The sequence below is a fragment of the Streptosporangium becharense genome (assembly GCF_014204985.1).
Classification (GTDB): Bacteria; Actinomycetota; Actinomycetes; order Streptosporangiales; family Streptosporangiaceae; genus Streptosporangium; species Streptosporangium becharense.
On the sequence record NZ_JACHMP010000001.1, the window covers coordinates 5,208,588 to 5,229,367 of the forward strand.

Here is a 20,780-nt window from a genome sequence, read left to right on the forward strand (position 1 = left end):
AGCCGGCCGCGCTGGAGTCGGTTGTGCGGGAGTCGGCCGCGCCGGAGTCGGTTGGGCGGAAGCCGGCCGCGCGGGAACGGGCTGTGCGGGAGCCGGCCGCGCCGGAATCGACCGCGCCGGAGTCGGTTGGGCGGGAGTCGGCCGCGCGGGAGCCGGTTGTGCCGGTGGACGCCCCGGATGGCGGGTCGCCGGTCGCGCGCACCGGCCGGTCGCGCGGAGGGTCGCTGGTCGCGTCGCTCGTCGGCCTGACCGTCGCGCTCTCCGGGTGCGCCGGCTCGCAGGGCGTCGCCTCCACGGCCGCCACCGGTCAGACACCGACCCGGCCGGCTCCGGCCCAGTCCACTTCGGCCCAGCCCGCTCCGGCAGGGTCGGCGACACCGCCGATGACGCCGCCCACGCTCGAACCCGCTCCCCGGCCCCCGGCCCTGCCCGCCCCCAACGCGGTGATCCCCAAGGATCCCGCCGGACTGGCCCGCTCCCTGAGCGACACCGCCGAGCGGCTGCGAAGCGCCATCGGAGACTGGACGGGCGACGGGGACGCCGCCACCGGGCAGCCCCCGGAGCCGGTGGTGCTGCTGGCCCTGCACCAGCAGCGCATCTACCGCTATCTCGCCCGGAACCCGCAGACAGCCTCCCGCGTCTACACCAGGCTGCCGAAGGCGCTGGCCGGGCCGGCGAAGGACGACGTGACGGCCATCCGGAAGCTGCTGTCCCTGGTTCACCCCGTCAGCAAGCCGGCGAAGTTCCGCGTCGAGGAGCCCGAGCCCGCCGACGCTCTGCTGCGCCACTTCCGGCACGCCGAGCGCCGCTTCGGCGTCGAGTGGGAGGTGCTGGCGGCGGTGATGTTCGTCGAGACCAAGTTCGGCCGTGTGCGCTCACCCAGCCACACCGGTGCCAAGGGGCCCATGCAGTTCATGCCGGGCACGTGGGCGGCGTACGGGATGGGCGGTGACGTCCACGACACCCGGGACGCCCTGCTCGCCGCGGCCAACTACCTGCGTGCGTCGGGGGCGCCGCGCGACTACCGGCGTGCGCTGTACGCCTACAACCACTCATGGGCGTACGTCGACGCGGTGCTGCTGCACGCGCGCCGGATCAAGCGGGAGATCGACAGCTACTACGCCTACTACAACTGGCAGGTGTACGTGGTCACCACCCGCGGCGAGCGCCGCCTCACCGGCCCCTCGCCCCGCGACCCGGCCTGACCGCCTCCGGCAGGCGGTAAGCGGGACGTCGGGCGGCGCACCCGGTAAGCGGAGAGCCGGAACGGCCGGTCAGTGGCCGTCGGAGTCGGGCTCGGTGGGCGGGTTGAACCTCCTCAGCCGTTCGGGCAGGACGGTCAACGGGTTGCCGCGCAGGCCGATCCAGGTGAGGGCGGGAAGATCCCCGAGCGCTTCGGGCAGGGTGGTCAGCCGGTTGTCCTCCAGGCTGAGTTCGGTGAGCGCGGTGAGGTCGCCCAGCGTTTCCGGCAGCGTGGCGAGCCGGTTCCCCGACAGGTCGAGCTCGGTGAGCGCGGTGAGGCCGCCCAGTGTCTCAGGCAGGGCGGTCAGCCGGTTCCGTGCCAGGCAGAGCATGGTGAGGCCGGTGAGGTCGCCCAGCGTTCCGGGCAGGGTGGTCAGCTGGTTGCGGTCCAGATTCAGCAGCGTGAGACCGGTGAGATTCCCCAGCCATTCCGGGACGGTGGTGAGCCGGTTCTCGTACGCGGTGAACGTGGTGAGGCCGGTGAGGTTGCCGAGTGAGTCAGGCAGGACGGTCAGTCGGTTTTCACCCAGACCGAGTTCGGTGAGTGCGGTGAGATTGCCGAAGGAGTCGGGCAGGGCGGCGAGCTGGTTTCCGTTCAGGCTGAGTCTCGTGAGCGCGGTGAGGTTCCCCAGCGTCTCGGGAAGGGTGGTGAGCTGGTTGAAGCACAGGTCGAGTTCGGTGAGCGCGGTGAGGTCACCGAACGATTCGGGCAGAGCGGTCAGCCGGTTGCCGCCCAGGTGGAGTTCGGTGAGCGCGGTGAGGTCGCCGAACGATTCGGGCAGGGCGGTCAGCCGGTTCTGAGACAGGACGAGCTTCTTGAGGCCGGTGAGGTTCCCCAGTGTCTCGGGGAGGTGCGTCAGCCGGTTGAACCACAGGTTCAGTTCGGTGAGGCCGGTGAGGTCGCCCAGCCATTCGGGCAACGTCGTCAGTTCGAGCACGGGGAAGAAGTCGGGTGCCTGCGCGCCGAGCAAGGACAGGTTGAGTCTGGTGAGAGCGGTGAGGTTCCTCAGCGGGGCGGGCACGGCGCTGAGGTAGTTCTGGCTCAGGTCGAGGTCGGTGAGGCCGGTGAGGTTCCCCAGCGAGCCGGGCACCTCGCGCAGACCGTTCTCACTCAGGTCGAGCACGCTGAGGCTGACGAGGTCTCCCAGGGTGTCGGACACGGTCTCCAGGAAGTTCTCGCTCAGGTCGAGTTCGGTGAGGGCGGTGAGGCCCCGCAACGAGCCGGGGACGTCGCTCAGGCAGTTTTCCCGCAGGTCGAGCCTGAGCAGGTGGGTGAGATCGCCGAGCGAGGCGGGTACCTCCCTCAGGTCGAGCGAGGACAGGTCGAGCGTGGTCGATCCGTCCCGCAGGCACCTGTCGATGCGCGCCTCGGCGACCCTCTGGCCGTCTCCGGATCCCATGGAGGTCTTTCCCCTCGTCGTCGCGTGATCGGCTTCGGCCTCGTCGTGCCGCTTCGGACGCGGGAGGCGACGGCAAGGTTAGACGCCCGCGCTGCGGACCGGCTTGCAGATCACTGGGGCGCCGGGTCGTGGGTCCTGTCGTCGATGGGAGCCGCCTCACCACAGCCGTCGCGCAGCCGGTCCGGAGTTCGTCGGCGAGCCCTGGGCCGCTCCGGGGTTCGGCGTCCGGGGGCCGACCGCTTCGGGGTTCGGCGTCCAGGCCGATCGCTTCGGGGTTCGGGGGACGCCACAACCCTCGGAAATGGTTTGTAGTGCCACTGGGTGCTCAGTAACGTCACGACTTATGTCAGATCTTGCACCATCTGTCCGTTCGGCTGTCGTCGCCGACCTGCCCGCGATCGCCGACACGCTAACCGACGCCTTCGCCGACTACGCCTGGACCCGGTGGACGGTCGCCGAAGACGATCACTTGGGGCGGCTCCGTGCCCTGCAGACGTTCTTCACCGAGAGGGTCGGCCTGCCCTACGGTGAGGTCTGGGTGACCGACGACGTCTCGGCCGTGGCGATCTGGACGCGACCGGACACGGTGGTGCCGCCCGAGGTGTTCACCGCCCCGGAACTGGCCGAACTGTACGGCGACCGCATCTCGGCGGCCATGTCCGCCGAGGAGATCCTCGCCGGTCACCGCCCGGCCGAGCCGTGCCGGGTCCTCGCCTCCATCGGCGTGCGCCGGGAACGGCAGGGGCTCGGGCTGGGCTCCGCCGTGCTGCGGCCGGGGCTGGAGGAGGCCGACCGTGGCGGTCACCCGGCGTACCTGGAGACCTCCGACCGGCGGAACGTGGACTTCTACGCTCGGCACGGCTTCGAGGTGACGGCCGAGGTGGAGCTTCCGGACGGCGGCCCGCGCACTTGGTGCATGCTCCGGCCCCCGAAGCGTCGATAGAAGCGTGACCAGACGTACCGGGTCACGGGTGCGGGGGACGGGTCACGGCAGCGGTTCACAAGAAGCTTCCAAGCGGTCTCTTCTTTACTGGCAGTGACTCACCGGATCGGCGAAGGGGACAGACGATGCGCAGGACCGCCCAAGGAGCGTTGCTGACCACGGCACTCGTACTGACGCTGCCCGCCGCGGCGGTTACGGCGAACGCCGCAAGTGCGGCGAGCCCGGCGAGTGCGGCGAGCCCGGCGAGTGCGGCGAGCCCGGCGGCTCGGAGTGACTATGACCTGGGCACCGTCAGGACCGGTTCCGGGCATTCCGGGTATGCCAAGGCGCATCTGTGGGTCACCGGTTTCAACGAGAGTGACTTCACCGCGTACGGCAGGATCTACGACCGCGACCGTCACCCCGGTCACTGCGCCTGGGTCCGTGCCAGGTTCCACTACCAGAAGGGCGGGCCGTCCTGGTCGCCGGTCCGCTGGTCCTGCGCCTCCTCCGGGTACAAGGGTTTCCTGTTCGAGACCAGGGGCCAGGTCAAGAAGATCGACCTCAAGATCTGCGTCTACCAGCCGAAGCGGGACACGCTCTCGCACTGCCGGGTCAAGAGCGTCAGGGACGAGGACCTCGCGAACTGATCCGCGGGCGGTGCCTCGGCTCATGACCGGCTGACCTGAGGGCGGTGCCTGTGGTCCGACCGGCTGACCCAAGGGCGGTGCCTGTGGTCCGACCGGCTGACCCAAGGGCGGTGCCTGTGGTCCGACCGGCTGACCTGAGGGCGGTGCCTGTGGTCCGACCGGCTGACCTGAGGGCGGTGCCTGTGGTCCGACCGGCTGACCTGAGGGCGGTGTCCGGGACGCCGACCGGTCGCCGGGACGCCGACCGGTCGCCGGAGCCCCGGCGGCCGAGTGGGCCTGACGCTCCCAGGGCCCCGGACACCGGACACCGGTCACCGGGGCCCCGGACATCGCCTCAGTGGAGCCGCTCGAAGAGCGTGAGCCACCGGTCGGGGTGGACGAACGCCACCACCGTGTCGCGGTCCAGCCCGGTCGCGGCGAACGCGGCGTCGACCCGGCGGGCCGGGTAGCGCAGGCGCAGCGAGGCGTGCAACGAGCCGCCGAGGCCGAGGAAGCCGTACTCGACGAATTCGCGCCAGGCCGCGAGCCGCCTGCCGGGCAGCAGCGGGGCGGGCCGTGACACGATCCGCAGGATCGCCGAGTCGACCGACGGTACCGGCCGGAAGCTCTCCCGGCCGACACGACCGGCCAGCTCCCACGAATAACCGGGCCAGCTCAGCACGGTCAGCCTGCTCCAGCGGCCGAAGTCACCGGAGCGCTTGCGCGCGTACTCCAGCTGGGTGACCAGCGTCGCCGAGGTGAGCCCCCGGGCACGCAGGCACCAGCCGACGATCCCGGAGGTGACCGAGTACGGGATGTTCCCGGCGACCGCGAACGGTTCACGCGGAACTCGCGCGGCCAGGAAGTCGCCCGTGATCACCTTGATCCGGTCGTCGCCGCGTGTGCGCGCGGCCAGCCTGCCCGCGTACCGCGGATCGATCTCGTAGGCCACCACCCGGGTGCCGAGCTCGGCGAGGGCACGGGTGAGGATGCCCTCTCCCGCACCCGGTTCCAGGACCAGCTCGTGTGTCCCCGCCGCCGCGGCCACCCGGTGGGCGACCTGTGGATCGGTGAGGAAGTTCTGCGAGAGAGTCCGCCGGGCCCGGTCGCGGTCCTGACCCCGGTTACGGGCCCGGTCCCGGTCTCGGTCCTGACCGTGGTCGCGGGCCCGGTCGCGGGCCCGGCCCCGGCCCCGATCGTGGTCAGGGGCCCGGTCCCGGTCCCGTGCACAGTCCGGGTCGCGGTCACCGCGACCGTTCCGGTTCGCGGCCGGTTCGCGGGTGTGCGAATGGTTTTCGTGCGCGAAGGAATGCGCCACAGCCGTCGCCCTTTCGGGTCCGAGGTGAAAGAGGTCTCGGAGGCCCTGGGCGCCCGCGTCGGCGACGCATCGGGGTGGAGGAGGGTGATGCGTCCCTAGGCGGCCAGAGCCTGGCGGCTGCGGGGACGGATCACATAGCCGAAGGTCGTCGCTGCGAAGAAAGCACTCATGAAACCGGACGGTACGGACCGTCTCGTCGCGGCGCAACGAGTTTTCCACGTCGAAGCCGACGTCCGTCTTCCGGAGTACGGCCGGGGGAAGCGGGCAGGGAGACGACCGGGGAGCACCGGCGCCGTGGTCCTGCGGACCTCCGGTGGAGCGTGCCGTCCTTGGCGCTTCCCCACCACATGCTCAAATAACGGACGTCCATAAATAAGGCATACGCCGGTATTTAATGGGTCGCCGGTGGCGTACGCGCTGTCGGCGGCCGTCCCAGGAGATGACCACAGATGACGACTTTGAACAACGGGGTGTCCATCCCGCAGCTCGGCTTCGGCGTGTTCCAGGTGCCGCCGGAGGAGACCGTCCAGGTGGTGACCACCGCGCTGGAGGCCGGATACCGCAGCATCGACACCGCCAAGATCTACGGCAACGAGCGGGAGGTGGGCCAGGCGCTGGCCGCCTCAGGTCTGCCGCGTGAGGAGGTGTTCGTCACCACCAAGGTGTGGAACAGCGACCAGGGATACGACTCCACCCTCGCCGCGTTCGACGAGAGCATGGAGAAGCTGGGCCTGGAGCGGCTCGACCTCTACCTCATCCACTGGCCCGCGCCGGGCAGGGATCTGTACGCCGACACCTGGAAGGCGCTGGAGAAGCTCCTCGCCGACGGCCGCGTCCGCGCCATCGGCGTGTCGAACTTCCAGCCCGCCCACCTGACGCGCCTCATCGAGGAGGGCGGCGTCGTCCCGGCGGTCAACCAGATCGAGCTCCACCCCAACCTCCAGCAGGCCGAGCTGCGGGAGTTCCACGCCCGGCACGGCATCGTCACCGAGGCGTGGAGCCCGCTGGCCAAGGGAGACGTGCTCGACGACCCGGTGCTCGTCTCCCTCGCCGAGCGGTACGGCAAGACCCCGGCGCAGGTCGTGCTGCGCTGGCACCTCGATCTGGGGAACGTCGTGATCCCCAAGTCGGCCACCCCGTCCCGGATCAGGGAGAACCTCGACGTCTTCGACTTCTCCCTCACCGAGGACGACCTCAAGGCTGTCGCCGCCCTCGACACGGGTACCCGTACCGGGCCTCACCCGGACACCTTCAACGGCTGAGACCTCAGCCGCCGGGTCAGTTCCCCGAGATGCGCCGGCGCAGCCAGTGGTACGACTCCTTCGGGGTGCGCTTCCCGGTGGTGAAGTCGACGTGCACGAGGCCGAAGCGCTGGCTGTAGCCCTCGGCCCACTCGAAGTTGTCCAGCAGGGACCAGACGTAGTAGCCCCGCACGTCCACGCCCTCGGCCCGTGCCCGCTCGACGGCTTCGATGTGGCCGTCGAGGAAGGCGATCCTGGCCTGGTCGTCGACCGTCCCGTCGGCGCCGGGCTCGTCGGGCTGGGAACAGCCGTTCTCGGTGACGTAGACCGGTGGCAGGGTGTCGCCGTAACGCTCCTTGAGGCCCACGAGGAGCTCGCGCAGGCCGTCCGGTACGACGGGCCAGCCGAAGGCGGTGGTGGGGTAGCCGGTGATACCGGCGTCCTCGAAGGGAAGACCGTCCCCGCTGGGTGCGGCGATGCGGGTGGGGTTGTAGTAGTTGATCCCGAGGCCGTCGAGGCGGGCGCCGATCAGTTCCATGTCCCCGTCGCGGACGCAGTCGACGCCGACCCCGTACGCCGACAGGTCGGGGTAGGCGCCGAGCAGCACGGGGTCGTTGAACAGGCGGTTGTGCAGGGTGTCGTAGGCGTCGGCGGCGGCGAGGTCGGCGGGGTCGGCGGACGCGGGCCAGACGGGGGTGCAGTTGTTGGTGATCATCACCTTCTCCGCACCCCGAGCCCGCAGTTCCCCTACGGCGAGGCCGTGCCCGAGGAGCTGGTGGTGGGCGGCCGGCAGCGCGTCCAGGACCATGGTCCTGCCGGGGGCGTGGATGCCCAGGGCGTAGCCGTAGACCATGTGGACGAAGGGCTCGTTCAAGGTGATCCACAGGGGGATCCGGTCGGCGAGCCGGTCGGCCACGGCGGCGGCGTACTCGGCGAAGCGGTGGGCGGTGTCGCGGTTCAGCCAGCCGCCCTCGTCCTCCAGCGGCTGGGGAAGGTCCCAGTGGAACAGCGTGGCCACGGGGACGATGCCCCGCTCGTGCAGCGTGTCCGTCAGCCGGTCGTAGAAGTCGAGGCCGGCCCGGTTGACCGGGCCCTTCCCGGCGGGCTGGACGCGCGGCCAGGCGATGGAGAAGCGGTAGGAGTTCACGCCGAGCCCGGCCATCAGCGCGACGTCCTCCGGCCAGCGGTGGTAGTGGTCGCAGGCCACGTCCCCTGTGTCGCCGTCGCGCACCCGGCCGGGCTCGTGGGCGAAGGTGTCCCAGATGGACGTGCCGCGCCCGTCCTCGCCGGCGGCACCCTCGATCTGGTAGGACGCGGTGGCCGTACCCCACAGGAACATGCTGGTCTCCCTCATGCGTGAGTATGACTCATGTTAGCGTCCGGGCGGGTCGGGCAGGGAGGTGCCGGTGGCCGGGGTGAGGGATGATGGAGTGATGACAAACGTCTCGGGGGTAACGCTGCGCCGACGTCCCGCACAGCGCCGCAGCCTGGAGCGGGTCGGGCGGATGCTGGACGAGTGCGCGCGGCTGCTGGACGAAGTCGGCTACGAGGCGCTGACCACCAAGGAGGTCGCTCGCCGCGCCGAGGTGCCCATCGGCACCTTCTACCAGTTCTTCCCCGACAAGCAGGGCCTGGTACGGGCACTGGCGACACGCAACCTGGAGGCGTTCCTCTCCCGGATCACGGCCAGGCTCTCCGAGACGCGGCTGACCGACTGGACGGAGATGGTCGACCTCACGATCGACGAGTTCGTCGCGATGAAGCGGACCACGCCGGGGTTCGGGGTGGTCGACTTCGGGGAGGTGCTCCTCACGCCGGGCGGGCCCGCGATCAGGGGGACCGAGCGGATGCTCGACGCCGCGCTGGAGAACAACGCGGTGGTGGCCGACCGGCTGCGTCTCGTCATCGCCGAGTTGCTCGGCACCTCGCAGGACCCCGAACTGGACCGGGCGCTGATCGTCTCCGTCGAGGCCGCCGACGCGGTGCTCAAGCTCGCCTTCCGCGCCGCCCCCGACGGCGACCCCGAGCTGATCGCCGAGTGCAAGCACCTGGTGCGCCGCTACCTGTCCGCGCACCTGCCGCGGGGGTGACCCCGGTGGATCCGGTGAGCTCGGCGGATGAGGACGGGCTTGACCTGGAGCGCGCTCCAGGTGCGATCCTGCCTGGCGTGAGTGTGTACACACCGGGACAGGTGGTGGAGGAGACCGGCTTCAGCATCGACACGCTTCGCTACTACGAGCGCATCGGGCTGCTGGAGCGCGTCGGCCGCAACTCGGCGGGTCAGCGCCGCTTCACCCAGGAGGACGTGGGCTGGCTCGGCATGCTCCGCTGCCTGCGCGACACCGGCATGCCGATCGCCGAGATGCTCCGCTTCGCGGAGCTGACCCGGGCGGGGGACCACACCGTCCGCGACCGGATCGCGTTGCTCGAAGCCCACGACCTGCGGGTACGGGGGCAGGTCGACAACCTCCTGGAGCGGCAGCGGGCGATCCGCAACAAGATCGATCATTATCGCTCGACGGTCGACCAGCACCGCACGGAGTGCGGGAGGCCCGCGGCCCGAGGCGCGTGAAAGCGCACGGGGCCGTGCGGCCCGAGGCGCGTGAAGGCGCGGGGAAGGCGCCTGCCCGAGGCGTGGGAAAGCGTGCGGTAAGAAGCGTACGGCGGTTTTGCCCCTGAGCGATGTGCCCTTTTCGGTCCGGCTGTTAAACCGGTATCGGGGCCGGGGGGAGGGGCCATGATCGCACCGCGCGCGCAGCGTATCAACATTCCACTGCGGCATGTCGCCATCATGTGCGGCGGAATGCTGTTCGCGCTGCTCGCCAATGTGACCTACCTCCAGGCGCTGGGCACGGAGCAGTTCGAGGAGGATCCGCGCAACCGGCGGACGATGATCGCCCGTTTCGGGAGCCCCCGGGGCGACATCCTGCTCCACGACGGCACGGTCGTCGCGACCAGTATCAGGTCCGGCGACAACGCGTTCAGGTATCGCCGGGTCTACCCCACCGGGCCGCTCTACGCGGCCGTCACCGGTCATTTCTCCATGTACGGCACCGCCGGCATCGAGCGCGCCGAGGACGCCGTGCTCTCCGGCAGTGAGCCCAGGGTCAAGGTGCGCGGGCTGGTGGACGGCACCCGGGGCGGCGCCACGCTCAGGCTCACCATCGACCGGGCCGCCCAGCGCGCCGCCTACGAAGGGCTGCGCGCCGTCGGCCTGCCCGGTGCCGTGGTCGCGATAGAACCCGGCACCGGCGCGATCCTGGCCATGGTGTCCTACCCGTCCTACGACCCGAACCTGTACGCGACCTTCGACGGGGCCAGACTCGACCGGGTGGACAAGCGGCTCCAGGCGGATCCCCGTGACCCGCTGCTGAACCGGGCGATCCAGCGGAACTACCCGCCCGGATCCACCTTCAAGATCGTAACCGGTGGTGCGGCGCTCGGCTCCGGCCGGTACGGGATCGACACGCCCGTCAGCGCGCCGGCCGTGCTCCGCCTGCCGGGTACGGCCACCCACCTGCGCAACGCCGGCGGCGCCGCCTGCGGTGACGGCACCCCCTCGCTGCTGTCGGCGTTCAAGCTCTCCTGCAACACCCCGTTCGCGCAGATCGGAATCGACCTCGGCCAGGACGCGCTGCGCGAGCAGGCGGAGAGGTTCGGCTTCGACGCCGACCTCGACGTTCCCATGCCGGTGGCCAGGAGTATCTACCCGACCGGGATGGACCGGGCACAGACCGCGATGTCGGCGTTGGGACAGTTCGACACCCGGGCCACCCCTCTCATGATCGCGATGATGGCGGCGGCGGTCGCCAACCACGGCACGCTGATGCGTCCCTACCTGGTCGAGGACGTCCGCCTTCCCGACGGCACTGTGATCGACGAGACCGAGTCGGCGCCGTACCGCCAGGCGCTGCGTCCGGCCGAGGCCGACCGGCTCGTCGAGATGATGACCGCGGTCACCGGGCCGGGAGGCACCGGCACCGCCGCGGCCGTGCCGGGTGTCACGGTGGCGGCGAAGACCGGCACCGCGGAGAACACCGCCTCCGGGCGGGACCACGCGGTCTTCACCGGCTTCGCACCCGTCGCCGCGCCACGGGTCGCGGTGGGGGTCCTGATCGAGGGCGGCGGGTTCGGCGGCCGGGTGGCGGCGCCCGTCGCACGCGCCGTCTTCCGCGCCGTACTGGACCGCCACGCCGAGTGAACGCGATCCGCACGCCGGGCCGGGCACGATCCGCACGCCGGGCCGGGCACGGACCACGGCAGTGGCAGCGGCAGCAGAATCGGGTGGAGCACGCCCAGCACGCCCGCCGCCACGCACAGGGACTCACGCGGAGACGGCGCACAGGGACCCACGCGGAGACGGGACACAGGGACTCACGTGGGGACGGCACCGGGGGACGGAATCCCGGGGGTGCCGGGAGAATCCGGAAAGGGCAACAGAACGGAACAAGACGGTAGGGCCGAACGGGCCGGGAAAACGGGACAAGGCAGGCCGGACACGGTAATCCACGCGTCCGAAAAGAACTAAGGCTGGGCGCGGCCCGGTAATCGATGCCAAACTTTGCGTGACGGTTGTACCCGCGACCTCCATAAGAGCCCATGACCCAGGACATCGCGCACGACCCCCGCACGGGGGGCAACCTGCCCCTGGAGCCCAACGAGTTCGTGGGCCGCGAGGCCGACGTGGAAGAGCTCACCGATCTGCTGGCCGTCGCCAGGCTGGTGACGCTGTGCGGCGCGGGCGGGATCGGCAAGAGCAGACTGGCGGTCCGGGTGGCGGCCAGGGTGGCCCGGGAGTTCCCCGGCGGGGTCTGGCTGGTCGAGCTGGCCGACGCGGTCCGGGGTGACCCGGTCGAGCCCCGGGTGGCCGCCGTGCTCGGGGTAAAGGCCGAGCCGTCGCGCGCGCTGACCGAAACGCTGCTCGGCGTGCTCGGCGACCGGCGGCTCCTGCTGGTCATCGACAACTGCGAGTCCCTCATCGAGGAGTCCGCGAGGTTCTGCCGGGCCGTGCTCACCGTCTGCCCGCAGGTGCGCGTGCTCACCACCAGCCGGGAGCCGCTGCGGGTGGCGGGCGAGACCGTGTGGCGGGTGCCCCCGCTCACCCTGCCCCGGGGCGGCGGCCACGACCTGACCGCCAGCGAGGCGGTGCGGCTCTTCGTCGACCGGGCCCGCGCCGCCTCGCGGGGGTTCGCCGTCACCGACCAGAACGCCACCGACATCGCCGACCTCTGCGAGGCGCTCGACGGGATGCCCCTCGCCATCGAGCTGGCCGCGGCGCTGTGCCGGGTACTGACCGTGGAGCAGATCAACGCCCGCATCCGCGACCGGTTCCGGCTGCTGTCCGCCGGTGACCGGACCGCCCCGGCCAGGCAGCGTACGCTCAGGGCGACCGTCGACTGGAGTTACCAGCAGCTCGACGAGCCCGAGCGCGTTCTGCTGCGCAGGCTCGCGGTGTTCACCGGCGGGTGGACGCTCGACATGGCCGAGCAGGTCTGTCCGGGTGACGCGTTGCGGGCCGAGGACGTGCTGGGGGTGCTCTGCGACCTGGTCGACAAGTCCCTCGTCCTGGCCGACGCGGAGGTGGCCGGACAGACGCGTTACCGCATGCTGGAGACGATCCGTGAGTACGCCGCCGAGCAGCTCGCCGCCTCTGGCGAGGAGCCCGGGTTCCGGCTACGGCACCGTGACCACATGATCGAGGTCGCCGCCCGGATCCACCGGACGATCGTCCGCCGGCCCCGTCCGGCCTGGACCGAGATCCGCCCCATGCTGGTCATGCTGGACGAGCTGCAGGCCAACGTATGGGCGGCGGTGCGCTTCTCGGCCGAGGTGGGCGAGGTGGAGAGCGCGCTGCGTCTGCTCGTCCTGCTGCGCTGGCCGATCATCGCCGGGGGCAGGTTCACCCCGGCGGACGAGTGGCTCGACCGGCTGCTCACCGCGGCCCCCGACGAGCTGACCCCGTCGGTGCGCGCCGACGCGCTCGCGCTGCGCGGTCAGGTGGCCTTCGGGCAGGGTGACCCCGACAGCGCGCGGGCAGCCTGCACGACCGCGGTCGAACTGTGCCGCGAGGCAGGCCTGAACGGTCCGCTCAGCGGGGCACTGGCCGTCCTGGCCTGGGTGGCGATCTACCAGCGCCGTCCCGAGCGGGCCAGGTCCCTGCTCGACCAGGCGCTGGAGGCCGTGCACACGGTCGACGACCCGTGGCACGAGACGGTGATCCGCTCCATGGAGGGCACCTTCGCGCTGTCGGAGGGCAGGGCCAAGGAGTCCCAGCGCTCCTTCGAGGCCGCGCTCGCCATCGCGCACGAGCTCGACAACCACTGGGCCGCGCCGGTCGCGCTGATCGGTCTGGCCCAGGTCGCCTGGCTCCGCGGGGACCTGGCGGAGGCCCGCACCCACTACGAGCGCGCTCTCGACATGCTCCAGGACATCACCGCCCACTGGCAGGCCATCACCTGCCTGTCCGGGCTCGGCCGGATCGCGCTGGCCCAGGGAGACCTCGTCACCGCGCGCGCCAGGCTCGTCGAGAGCCTGCGGCTCTGCCTCGGCACCGGTCAGCGTCTCGGAGTGGCCCGGCGGATCGAGACGCTCGCCCAGCTCGCGCTCGCCGAGGAGGACGATCGCCGGGCGGTTCGCCTGGCCGGTGCCGCCACCGCGATCCGCAGCGCGATGGGCGGCGCCGTGCTGCCGCCGGGGTTCGGCGCCCGGATGGAGGAGCTGCTCCAGCCCGCTCGCATGCGGCTGGGCGACGCGCTGGTCGCCCAGTTGTGGGCACACGGTCAGGAGATGTCCCGGGAACAGGCGGTCCGATACGCGCTCCAGTCGGGCGAGTCGTGTGAACCGCCCGTGTTGCCCGGCGGGCACCCGGCCGTCGCCCCGACGACCACGCTCACCTGCCGGGAGTGGGAGATCGCCCAGCTGGTCGCCCGGGGCATGAGCAACAAGGCCATCGCCGACGAGCTGGTCATCAGCCCGGCCACCGCCGCCCGGCACGTCGCCAACATCCTGGCCAAGCTCGGGTTCTCCTCCCGTACCCAGGTCGCCACCTGGGTCATCGAACGCAACCGCGCCTGAGCCCTTCCGCGGGGGACGTCTACATACCGCGGCTACACATGGGCGATCGGCCAGATACACCTCGGGATACTCAGTCCGGCGGATGTGCGGGGCGGGCCCCGCGCCGTACGTTTTCCCGGTGTTCGACCGATGACGTCCTGCCTTCCGCACCGTCCCGGCCACCCGGCCGGCCCGGTATGGCAGGCCCACACCATCCCAGGCGTCACGGTCGAGCACCTCGCGGACGTCGTGTGGCCCTCTCGACGGTCAGAGTCTCCTCGGAGGGGTGGGGACTGGGACCGGGGTCACGCGGCAGCGGGCTCGGGTCGCGCAGGGCCCGGGCCCGCCCCTCCGCCGCCCCACCCCTCCCACCCCGGGCCGCCGCCGCCCGGGGCTCCCCCTCGCGGCCGTCCCCCGGGCACCCTCCTCGCCCGGGGGACACGGAACCGGACAAGCCGATCCGTGACGCGGCCCCGCTTCCTCAGTCCTGCTCCACCCCCCGGCCTGGCTGGTCCTCCCCCTCACCCGGGCCGCCTGCCCGGTCAGCCTCCGTCCCGGTCGTGCGGGCGGTCACACGCCCGAGCCCGCGATCCGTCGTGGGCCGGTCCGGGTACGGCGGGCCGGTCTCCGAATCGAACGCGCCGAATACATAGTCGTCTACATACATCTGACGATGCCGGGCCCGATGGGCCGGCCGTAGCCTCGGCGGAATGAGACAGATCTCCCCGTCCACCAGTTGCACGCTCACCGAGGCTGTGTTCGGTTGCGCGCACGGGCGAGGTGACCGGCCCGCTCTGATCGACCTCGGTGCCGGAGTGGCGTACGGTTACCGCCGGCTGGCGGGCGAGGTGATGCGGGGAGCCTCGGGCCTGGTCAGACGGGGCGCCAGACGGCGGCAGGTGGCGGGTATCCACGTCGACGGCGCCGCGCCGCAGACGCTGGCCGTGCACACCGTCATCGCGGCCGGTGGGGTGGCGGCGCCGATCACCTCCGGCAGCGACGAGATGACCGACCTGCTCAAGGAGTGGGACGCCCGGTTGCTCATCACCACCCCCCGCCTGGCGGAGGCGTCGCTGCGGGCGGTGGAAGACTCCCGGGTGCGACAGGTGATCGCGCTCGGCCCGGCCCGCGACACCGTCGACTTCGCCGACCTGCTGCTGCTCGAACCCGTCCCGCTGCCCTTCCTCGACCCGACGGTCCAGCCCGCCCTGCTGACCGAGGACGGGAGCGTGCTCACCCACCAGGACCTGCTCGCCCGGATGCACGAGCTCGACCGGACCGCCGAGCTGGGGAGGTCCGACGTCCTGCTGGTGACCTGGCCGCTGGGACGCAGCCTGGCCGTGACGACCCTCGTCGGGCTGGCGTTGATGCGCGGTTCCATGGTCGTCTCCGCCTCCGATCCCTCACCCACCGAGCTGTCGGCGACCATCCGCGACTTCGGTGTGACCGTCGTGGCCCTGCCGGACGGAGCCGTCCAGCGCCTGTAGCCGTCCCCCCGCCCGCCACGGGGCGCCGCGGCCGGGTGACGAGGATGGCACGGCTACGGGACCACGACCGTGGTGATGGGACCACGACCGCGCCGTGGCAGGACCCACGGCTACGCGGTGACGGGACCACGACCGTGGTGATGGGACCACGACCGCGCGGTGACGGGGTCACGGTCATGCGGTGGCAGGGGCATGGTCGCGCGGTGGCAGAACCCACGGCCACGCGGTGCCGGGGTGACGATGATGGTGAAAACGCGCATTCTCTCGTCACGCCGGGCGGGCGGCGCCTCTTTTCCGCAGGTCGGACGGCCTCATTATCGGACGCAATGAAAATAGCATTTAAGTAGGAAAATTTTAGGATACGGAGACGTTATCCGGGCAATCTTGACGATGATTAGTGTGAAGTGGCTTTATTACCTCTTGACAACGTTGTCATTTCCCGGGGGAGATCTGGGCAACCTCGATCCTGAAGGGACGGGAAGCTATGCGACGACAGTGGATGGCGGCCGTCGCGGTCACCATGGCGGGCCTGCTCACGCTGAGCGCCTGCGGTGGTGGTGGCGGTGACGGCGGCGGTGGCGGTGCCCCGCAGAGCCCGCAGGCGGACGCGCGGAAGAAGGTCGAGGTCTTCTCCTGGTGGACCGGCCCGGGTGAGGCCGACGGGCTCAAGGCCATGAGAGAGATCTTCGAGAAGCAGAACACCGGGCTTGAGTTCTTCGACGCGGCCGTGGCGGGCGGATCCGGTGACAAGGCGCGTGCCCTGCTCGCCACCAAGCTCCAGGCCGACACGCCGCCGGACACCTTCCAGGGCCACGCCGGTGCCGAGTTGCAGGGATACATCAAGGCGGGTGACCTGGAGCCGGTCAACTTCCTCTACGACGAGCTCAAACTGAGGGACGTCTTCCCGCAGCAGCTGATCGACCAGATCAGCGTGCAGGGTCAGATCTACTCCGTCCCGGTCAACATCCACCGCTCCAACGTCATGTGGTTCAACCCCGCCGTGCTCAAGGAGGCGGGCGTCACCGAGGTGCCCGCGACGATCGAGGAGTTCGTCGCCGCGCTGGAGAAGGTGAAGAAGGCCGGAAAGATCCCGCTCTCCATCGGCTCCGAGTGGACCATGGTCCACCTGCTGGAGAGCGTGCTGCTCGGCTCGCTCGGCACCGACGCCTACAACCGGCTGTGGACCGCCGGCTCCGACTGGTCGGGCCCGGCGATGACCAAGGCGCTCAACGACTTCAAGACCATCCTGTCCTACGCCGGAGACCCGGCCGACGACTGGCAGCCCGCGGCCAAGCAGGTGGCCGACGGCCAGGCGGCGTTCAACATCATGGGCGACTGGGCCTACGGCTACTTCCACAACCCCCCGGACGGCGGCCTGGGCAAGACGTCCAAGACCGACTTCGACTGGGCGCCTTCGCCCGGCACCGGCGGCACCTTCATGTGGCTGTCGGACAGCTTCACCCTGCCCAAGGGTGCGCCGAACCGTGACGGGGCGGTGGCCTGGCTGAAGGTGGCCGCCAGCAAGGAGGGCCAGGACGCCTTCAACCCGAAGAAGGGCTCCATCCCGGCTCGCAAGGACGCCGACAGCGGCCTCTACACCGACTACCTCGCCGACGCCCTGAAGGACTGGGGCAGTGACAAGCTCGCCGGGTCCATCCAGCACGGCGTGGTCGCGAACGACGCCTGGCGCGCCGCGATCAACGAGGCGGTCGGCATCTTCCACGCGGACAAGGACGTGGCCGCGCTCCAGTCGTCGCTGGCCGAGGCCGCCAAGAGCTCCGGACAGTGACCTTTCGGTACGGCCCGCGCCATCCGCGGGCCGTACCAGCAGAAGAAGGGGTGTCCGTGACACGGATGCGCAGATGGCTGCCGGGGCTGCTGCTGGTCACACCGTCGATCATCGCGATCGCGGTCTTCGTGTACGGCATGCTCGGCTGGAACTTCCGGCTGGCCATGACCGACAAACACGACGAGGTGTCCGAGGGAAGCTTCGTGGGCCTGGAGAACTTCGTCACGCTGTGGGACCAGAAACGCTGGGGCATCTCCGTCGACCACGCGATCGTCTTCACCGTCGTCTTCGTCTTCGGCGCGCTGCTGCTGGGCTGGCTGCTGGCGCTGCTGATGGAGAAGGGGATCAGGGGCGAGGGGACCTTCCGGGCGATCTACCTGTTCCCGATGGCGATCTCCTTCGTGGCGACCGGGGTCGTCTGGCGGTGGCTGATGAACTCCGCCCAGGGGGAGCGGGCGGTCGGGCTGAACCGGCTCCTCGACGGTCTCGGGCTGGGGTCGTTCCAGTGGGGGTGGTTCCGCGACCCCGACTGGGGGATGGCGGCCATGGCCGTCCCGGCCATATGGCAGATGTCGGGGTATGTGATGGCGCTGTTCCTGGCGGGCTTCCGCGGGGTCCCGGAGGAGCTCCGTGAGGCGGCGCGGGTCGACGGCTGCACCGAGTGGGGGGTCTACCGGCACATCGTGCTCCCGCTGCTGCGTCCGGTGACCCTGTCCGCGCTGATCATCCTCGGTCACATCTCGCTGAAGGTGTTCGACCTGATCGTCGCCGTCTCCGGCAAGCAGATCATCACTGACGTGCCCGCCGTGTTCATGTGGGTCGCGGTCTTCGACTCGCACGACCCGGCCAAGGGAGCCACCATCGCCTCCTACATCGTGCTCGCGGTCAGCGTGTTCGTCATCCCCTACCTGGTGTGGACCCTTCGCAGGGAGAGGCGCTCATGACGACGGCCACGAAGACTCCGCCGGCACCCGGTCCCGTCCGGGCCGCCGACCCCGGCGCGCGCGCCAGGCGGCGGGCCCGCCTGTCGCGCGGTCTGCGGCTGACGGTGCTGCTCGTCTTCCTGGTGGTCTTCCTCATCCCGATCTACGTTCTCCTGGTCACCAGCTTCAAGCCGCTGACCGAGGCCGACCCGAGCCGGGCCTGGGCGCTGCCGGAGGTCTGGACGTTCGAGCCGTGGCGGGTGGCCTGGGAGAAACTCGCGCCGGGCATCTGGAACAGCGTGCTGCTGGCCGTGCCCGGATCGCTGATCTCGGCGGCGCTGGGTTCGATGAACGGCTACGTGCTGTCGAAGTGGCGCTTCCCCGGGGCGGACGTGCTGTTCACGCTGTTCCTGTTCGGCATGTTCATCCCGTACCAGGGGGTGATGATCCCGCTGGTGCAGCTCCTGGTGGAGCTCAACGAGATCACCCGCGACCTCACCGGGGCGTCGGGGGTCTTCTACGGCGCGATCCCCGGGCTGCTCCTCGCCCATGTGGTCTACGGCATCCCGATCTGCACACTGATCTTCCGTAACTACTACGTCACCATCCCGGACGAGCTCATCGAGGCCGCCAGGGTGGACGGCGCGGGGATGCTGCGGACCTACCGGTCGGTGGTCCTGCCGGTCTCCGGGCCCGCCTTCGCGGTGGTGGTCATCTGGCAGTTCACCTCACTCTGGAACGACTTCCTCTTCGCCGTCTTCCTCACCGGTCCGCAAAGCTGGCCCACCACGGTCATGCTCAACAACATCGCCGGAGCGCAGACCGTCCCGTACAGCCAGCAGATGGCCGCGGCGCTGCTCGCCTCCATCCCCACGATGATCATCTATGTCCTGCTCGGCCGGTTCTTCATGCGCGGTCTCATGGCCGGAGCGCTCAAGGGGTGAACCGCGGAGGACCCGGCCGCGTCCGACGATCATGCGATTACTCGTCCCCCCGCTCCTGCTCACGCTGACCGCCTGCGGTGCGTCCGCGACCACGGGCGGCGTCGCGGACGCACCGGAGAAGGCGCGGACCCCGGCGTCCCCGTCGCCGGTGTCCGTGCCGGCGGCCCCGGCCCCGGTTCCCTCCCCGGCAGGGGCGGGTCCGGGTCCGGGGCCGGGGTGTGCGCCGGTCCCGGACGTGAGGCCGGACCGCACCCTCATCCAGGGCGGCTTCGACTACGACCCCCTCGACTCGCCGGAGGAGCTCGCGGCGAAGACCCCGCTGGTCGTCGCCGGAACCGTCGAGGACTTCAGGGCGGGGCCGGTTCTGGAGGAGGGCGTTCCCGGCGACCGCACGCACTACGTGCTGATGCCGGTGCGGGTCACCGAGCGGTTCAAGGGGCGGCACGCCGCCGGGCCGGTCCACGTGAAGTTCTTCCAGGGCGGGGTGTGGAAGAACCAGACCCCGTTCACCACGGTGGCCGACTTCCGGCGGGCGATACCCGCGGGCACGCGGGTCCTGCTGTTCGTCTCCCCCGACTCCTCCCGATGGCCCGTCGTCAGGGACCGGGCCCGCCTCCCGTCCGGGACGCCGCTCTACGAGCCCCACCCGCAGGGCGTGCTCCTCGGCACGGGCCTGAAGGTGATCGGTGGCCAGGAGGAGATCAACCCCGCCTCCCGCTGGAACGACCCGTGCGGCCTGAACGGCATCGCCGCCCGGCTGCGCGCCGCCGGATACCGCGGCGCCTCCTGAACGGTGTCCCCGGTCGCCGGTGTTCGTCAGGGGCCGCCGGTGCCCGACGCTCCGGCCAGGGAGTCGCCCAGCGCGGTGCGGTGGTAGAGGACGCTCCGGCCGGTGCGGTCGCCGGTCACCAGGCCCGCCCGGCGCAGGGCGCCGAGGTGGCCGCCGACCGTGCCCAGGCCCAGGCCGAGCAGCGCGGCGAGTTGCGTGGTCGTCGCGGGAACCGCCAGTTCGAGCAGGAGACGGGCCCGGGTGCGTCCGATCAGCCCCGCCAGGCCGTCCGGTGCCCGGTACGGGACCCCGGTGCCTCGCGCCGGGTAACTGATCGCGTAAGGCCAGCGCTCCTCCAGATGGGAGCCGAGCCCGGTGGGGAACACGGTCGGCACGAAGAGCAGGCCCCGTCCGCCGAGCCGGTGCGTCCGGTCGGGGCCGGAGCCCTCCACCTCGATGGTGCCGTCCGGATCCCACCGGACCTTCGGGTCGAGGTCGTCGAGCGCCGCGGCCCAGCCGTAGGTGGCCAGCCGGCCCGCCCGCTGGACCACGTCCCGCTCTAGGAGCGCGTGGAAGTGCGGCCAGGCGGGGGCGACGATCTCGTCCCAGGTCGCCTGGAGCGCGTCGGCGAACGACGCCACCACGCCGGGGGAGAAGAGCACCTCCATGACGGCCGCCGGGGGCCGGGGCGTGATGCCGGCCAGGTTCCGGGTGATCTCCTCGTGCGCCTGCTCCGCCGGGGTGGCCCGCACCACCGCCAGCTCCGCCTCGAACGGTGTGTTCACCCCGTTCGGCGGCGGGGCACAGAAGTCGACGTTGTAGTGCCTCTCGCGGAACAGCGCCACCGTGGCGACCAGCCCCGGGTGACGGGCCAGCAGGTTCAGGTACGGCTTGCGCATCCGCTCCACCCAGGAACGCCAGACCCCCGCGTTCTTGCGGCCGGACAGGATCCACAGTGCGTGATGGGTCACGATGAGCGGGGAGATGGCGAACCTGCTGGCCACGATGTCCTGCGGGCTGACCTCGATGCGATACACCATCAGCTGCCTTTCGGATATGTCCG

Annotated in this window: 16 protein-coding genes and 1 pseudogene; 13 read left to right on the top strand and 4 right to left on the bottom strand. The window is 70.8% G+C overall.

Features of this window, described 5'->3' with window-relative positions:
* Positions 1-164: 164 nt before the first annotated feature.
* The gene (locus tag F4562_RS35940; RefSeq protein WP_184541225.1) at positions 165-1,205 is read left to right on the top strand and encodes a lytic transglycosylase domain-containing protein; all 1,041 of its coding nucleotides are present in this window, start codon (positions 165-167) and stop codon (positions 1,203-1,205) included.
* Between the two features lie 69 nt (positions 1,206-1,274).
* On the opposite strand, the gene F4562_RS22880 is transcribed toward F4562_RS35940, so the two are convergent.
* Positions 1,275-2,642 (bottom strand): leucine-rich repeat domain-containing protein, encoded by a 1,368-nt coding sequence (locus tag F4562_RS22880; protein WP_184541224.1) that lies wholly within the window; start codon positions 2,640-2,642, stop codon positions 1,275-1,277.
* A 343-nt stretch (positions 2,643-2,985) separates the two neighbouring features.
* Here F4562_RS22880 and F4562_RS22885 point away from each other — a divergent pair, with 343 nt between their 5' ends.
* Together F4562_RS22885 and F4562_RS22890 are read left to right on the top strand one after the other, a co-directional pair.
* Positions 2,986-3,585 (top strand): GNAT family N-acetyltransferase, encoded by a 600-nt coding sequence (locus tag F4562_RS22885; protein WP_184541223.1) that lies wholly within the window; start codon positions 2,986-2,988, stop codon positions 3,583-3,585.
* A gap of 125 nt (positions 3,586-3,710) precedes the next feature.
* The gene (locus tag F4562_RS22890; protein WP_184541222.1) at positions 3,711-4,214 is read left to right on the top strand and encodes a hypothetical protein; all 504 of its coding nucleotides are present in this window, start codon (positions 3,711-3,713) and stop codon (positions 4,212-4,214) included.
* A 334-nt stretch (positions 4,215-4,548) separates the two neighbouring features.
* Here F4562_RS22890 and erm read toward each other — a convergent pair.
* A pseudogene (gene erm, locus F4562_RS35945) lies at positions 4,549-5,289 on the bottom strand (ErmE/ErmH/ErmO/ErmR family 23S rRNA (adenine(2058)-N(6))-methyltransferase); the annotation flags it as partial.
* A gap of 671 nt (positions 5,290-5,960) precedes the next feature.
* Between erm and F4562_RS22900 the strand changes: the two are divergent.
* Entirely contained in the window at positions 5,961-6,773 is an 813-nt protein-coding gene (locus tag F4562_RS22900) for an aldo/keto reductase (RefSeq protein WP_184541220.1), read from the top strand.
* A gap of 16 nt (positions 6,774-6,789) precedes the next feature.
* Here F4562_RS22900 and F4562_RS22905 read toward each other — a convergent pair whose 3' ends face one another.
* Positions 6,790-8,106, bottom strand: a complete 1,317-nt coding sequence (locus F4562_RS22905; RefSeq protein ID WP_246473517.1) for a GH1 family beta-glucosidase — start codon at positions 8,104-8,106, stop codon at positions 6,790-6,792.
* Between the two features lie 79 nt (positions 8,107-8,185).
* Here F4562_RS22905 and F4562_RS22910 point away from each other — a divergent pair, with 79 nt between their 5' ends.
* From F4562_RS22910 to F4562_RS22950, 9 genes are all read left to right on the top strand, one after another.
* Positions 8,186-8,842, top strand: coding sequence for a TetR/AcrR family transcriptional regulator (locus tag F4562_RS22910; RefSeq protein WP_184541219.1), 657 nt, complete (start codon positions 8,186-8,188; stop codon positions 8,840-8,842).
* Between the two features lie 77 nt (positions 8,843-8,919).
* Positions 8,920-9,324: a MerR family transcriptional regulator gene (locus F4562_RS22915; RefSeq protein WP_184541218.1), complete on the top strand. Its 405-nt coding sequence runs from the start codon at positions 8,920-8,922 to the stop codon at positions 9,322-9,324.
* 165 nt (positions 9,325-9,489) lie between these two features.
* Entirely contained in the window at positions 9,490-10,953 is a 1,464-nt protein-coding gene (locus F4562_RS22920; protein WP_184541217.1) for a peptidoglycan D,D-transpeptidase FtsI family protein, read from the top strand.
* A gap of 398 nt (positions 10,954-11,351) precedes the next feature.
* Positions 11,352-13,826, top strand: coding sequence for a tetratricopeptide repeat protein (locus tag F4562_RS22925; RefSeq protein WP_184541216.1), 2,475 nt, complete (start codon positions 11,352-11,354; stop codon positions 13,824-13,826).
* Positions 13,827-14,515: 689 nt separating this feature from the next.
* Positions 14,516-15,292, top strand: a complete 777-nt coding sequence (locus F4562_RS22930) for an AMP-binding protein (RefSeq protein WP_184541215.1) — start codon at positions 14,516-14,518, stop codon at positions 15,290-15,292.
* Between the two features lie 484 nt (positions 15,293-15,776).
* Positions 15,777-17,081: an extracellular solute-binding protein gene (locus F4562_RS22935; protein ID WP_184541214.1), complete on the top strand. Its 1,305-nt coding sequence runs from the start codon at positions 15,777-15,779 to the stop codon at positions 17,079-17,081.
* A 65-nt stretch (positions 17,082-17,146) separates the two neighbouring features.
* Positions 17,147-18,025 (top strand): carbohydrate ABC transporter permease, encoded by an 879-nt coding sequence (locus tag F4562_RS22940; RefSeq protein WP_184541213.1) that lies wholly within the window; start codon positions 17,147-17,149, stop codon positions 18,023-18,025.
* Complete coding sequence (locus tag F4562_RS22945; RefSeq protein WP_184541212.1) at positions 18,022-18,948, top strand: carbohydrate ABC transporter permease; 927 nt, start codon at positions 18,022-18,024, stop codon at positions 18,946-18,948. Before F4562_RS22940 ends, F4562_RS22945 begins: the two co-directional genes overlap by 4 nt.
* A 235-nt stretch (positions 18,949-19,183) precedes the next feature.
* Positions 19,184-19,738: a hypothetical protein gene (locus tag F4562_RS22950; RefSeq protein WP_184541211.1), complete on the top strand. Its 555-nt coding sequence runs from the start codon at positions 19,184-19,186 to the stop codon at positions 19,736-19,738.
* 26 nt (positions 19,739-19,764) lie between these two features.
* On the opposite strand, the gene F4562_RS22955 is transcribed toward F4562_RS22950, so the two are convergent.
* Positions 19,765-20,757, bottom strand: coding sequence for a helix-turn-helix domain-containing protein (locus tag F4562_RS22955; RefSeq protein ID WP_184541210.1), 993 nt, complete (start codon positions 20,755-20,757; stop codon positions 19,765-19,767).
* Positions 20,758-20,780: the final 23 nt, after the last annotated feature.

Bases quoted from the DNA above. Each gene is read 5' to 3' on its own strand.
- F4562_RS22880 (WP_184541224.1), bottom strand. From the start codon at position 2,642: ATGGGATCCGGAGACGGCCAGAGGGTCGCCGAGGCGCGCATCGACAGG.
- F4562_RS22885 (WP_184541223.1), top strand. From the start codon at position 2,986: ATGTCAGATCTTGCACCATCTGTCCGTTCGGCTGTCGTCGCCGACCTG.
- F4562_RS22890 (WP_184541222.1), top strand. From the start codon at position 3,711: ATGCGCAGGACCGCCCAAGGAGCGTTGCTGACCACGGCACTCGTACTG.
- F4562_RS22900 (WP_184541220.1), top strand. From the start codon at position 5,961: ATGACGACTTTGAACAACGGGGTGTCCATCCCGCAGCTCGGCTTCGGC.
- F4562_RS22905 (WP_246473517.1), bottom strand. From the start codon at position 8,106: ATGAGGGAGACCAGCATGTTCCTGTGGGGTACGGCCACCGCGTCCTAC.
- F4562_RS22910 (WP_184541219.1), top strand. From the start codon at position 8,186: ATGACAAACGTCTCGGGGGTAACGCTGCGCCGACGTCCCGCACAGCGC.
- F4562_RS22920 (WP_184541217.1), top strand. From the start codon at position 9,490: ATGATCGCACCGCGCGCGCAGCGTATCAACATTCCACTGCGGCATGTC.
- F4562_RS22925 (WP_184541216.1), top strand. From the start codon at position 11,352: ATGACCCAGGACATCGCGCACGACCCCCGCACGGGGGGCAACCTGCCC.
- F4562_RS22930 (WP_184541215.1), top strand. From the start codon at position 14,516: ATGAGACAGATCTCCCCGTCCACCAGTTGCACGCTCACCGAGGCTGTG.
- F4562_RS22935 (WP_184541214.1), top strand. From the start codon at position 15,777: ATGCGACGACAGTGGATGGCGGCCGTCGCGGTCACCATGGCGGGCCTG.
- F4562_RS22940 (WP_184541213.1), top strand. From the start codon at position 17,147: ATGCGCAGATGGCTGCCGGGGCTGCTGCTGGTCACACCGTCGATCATC.
- F4562_RS22945 (WP_184541212.1), top strand. From the start codon at position 18,022: ATGACGACGGCCACGAAGACTCCGCCGGCACCCGGTCCCGTCCGGGCC.
- F4562_RS22955 (WP_184541210.1), bottom strand. From the start codon at position 20,757: ATGGTGTATCGCATCGAGGTCAGCCCGCAGGACATCGTGGCCAGCAGG.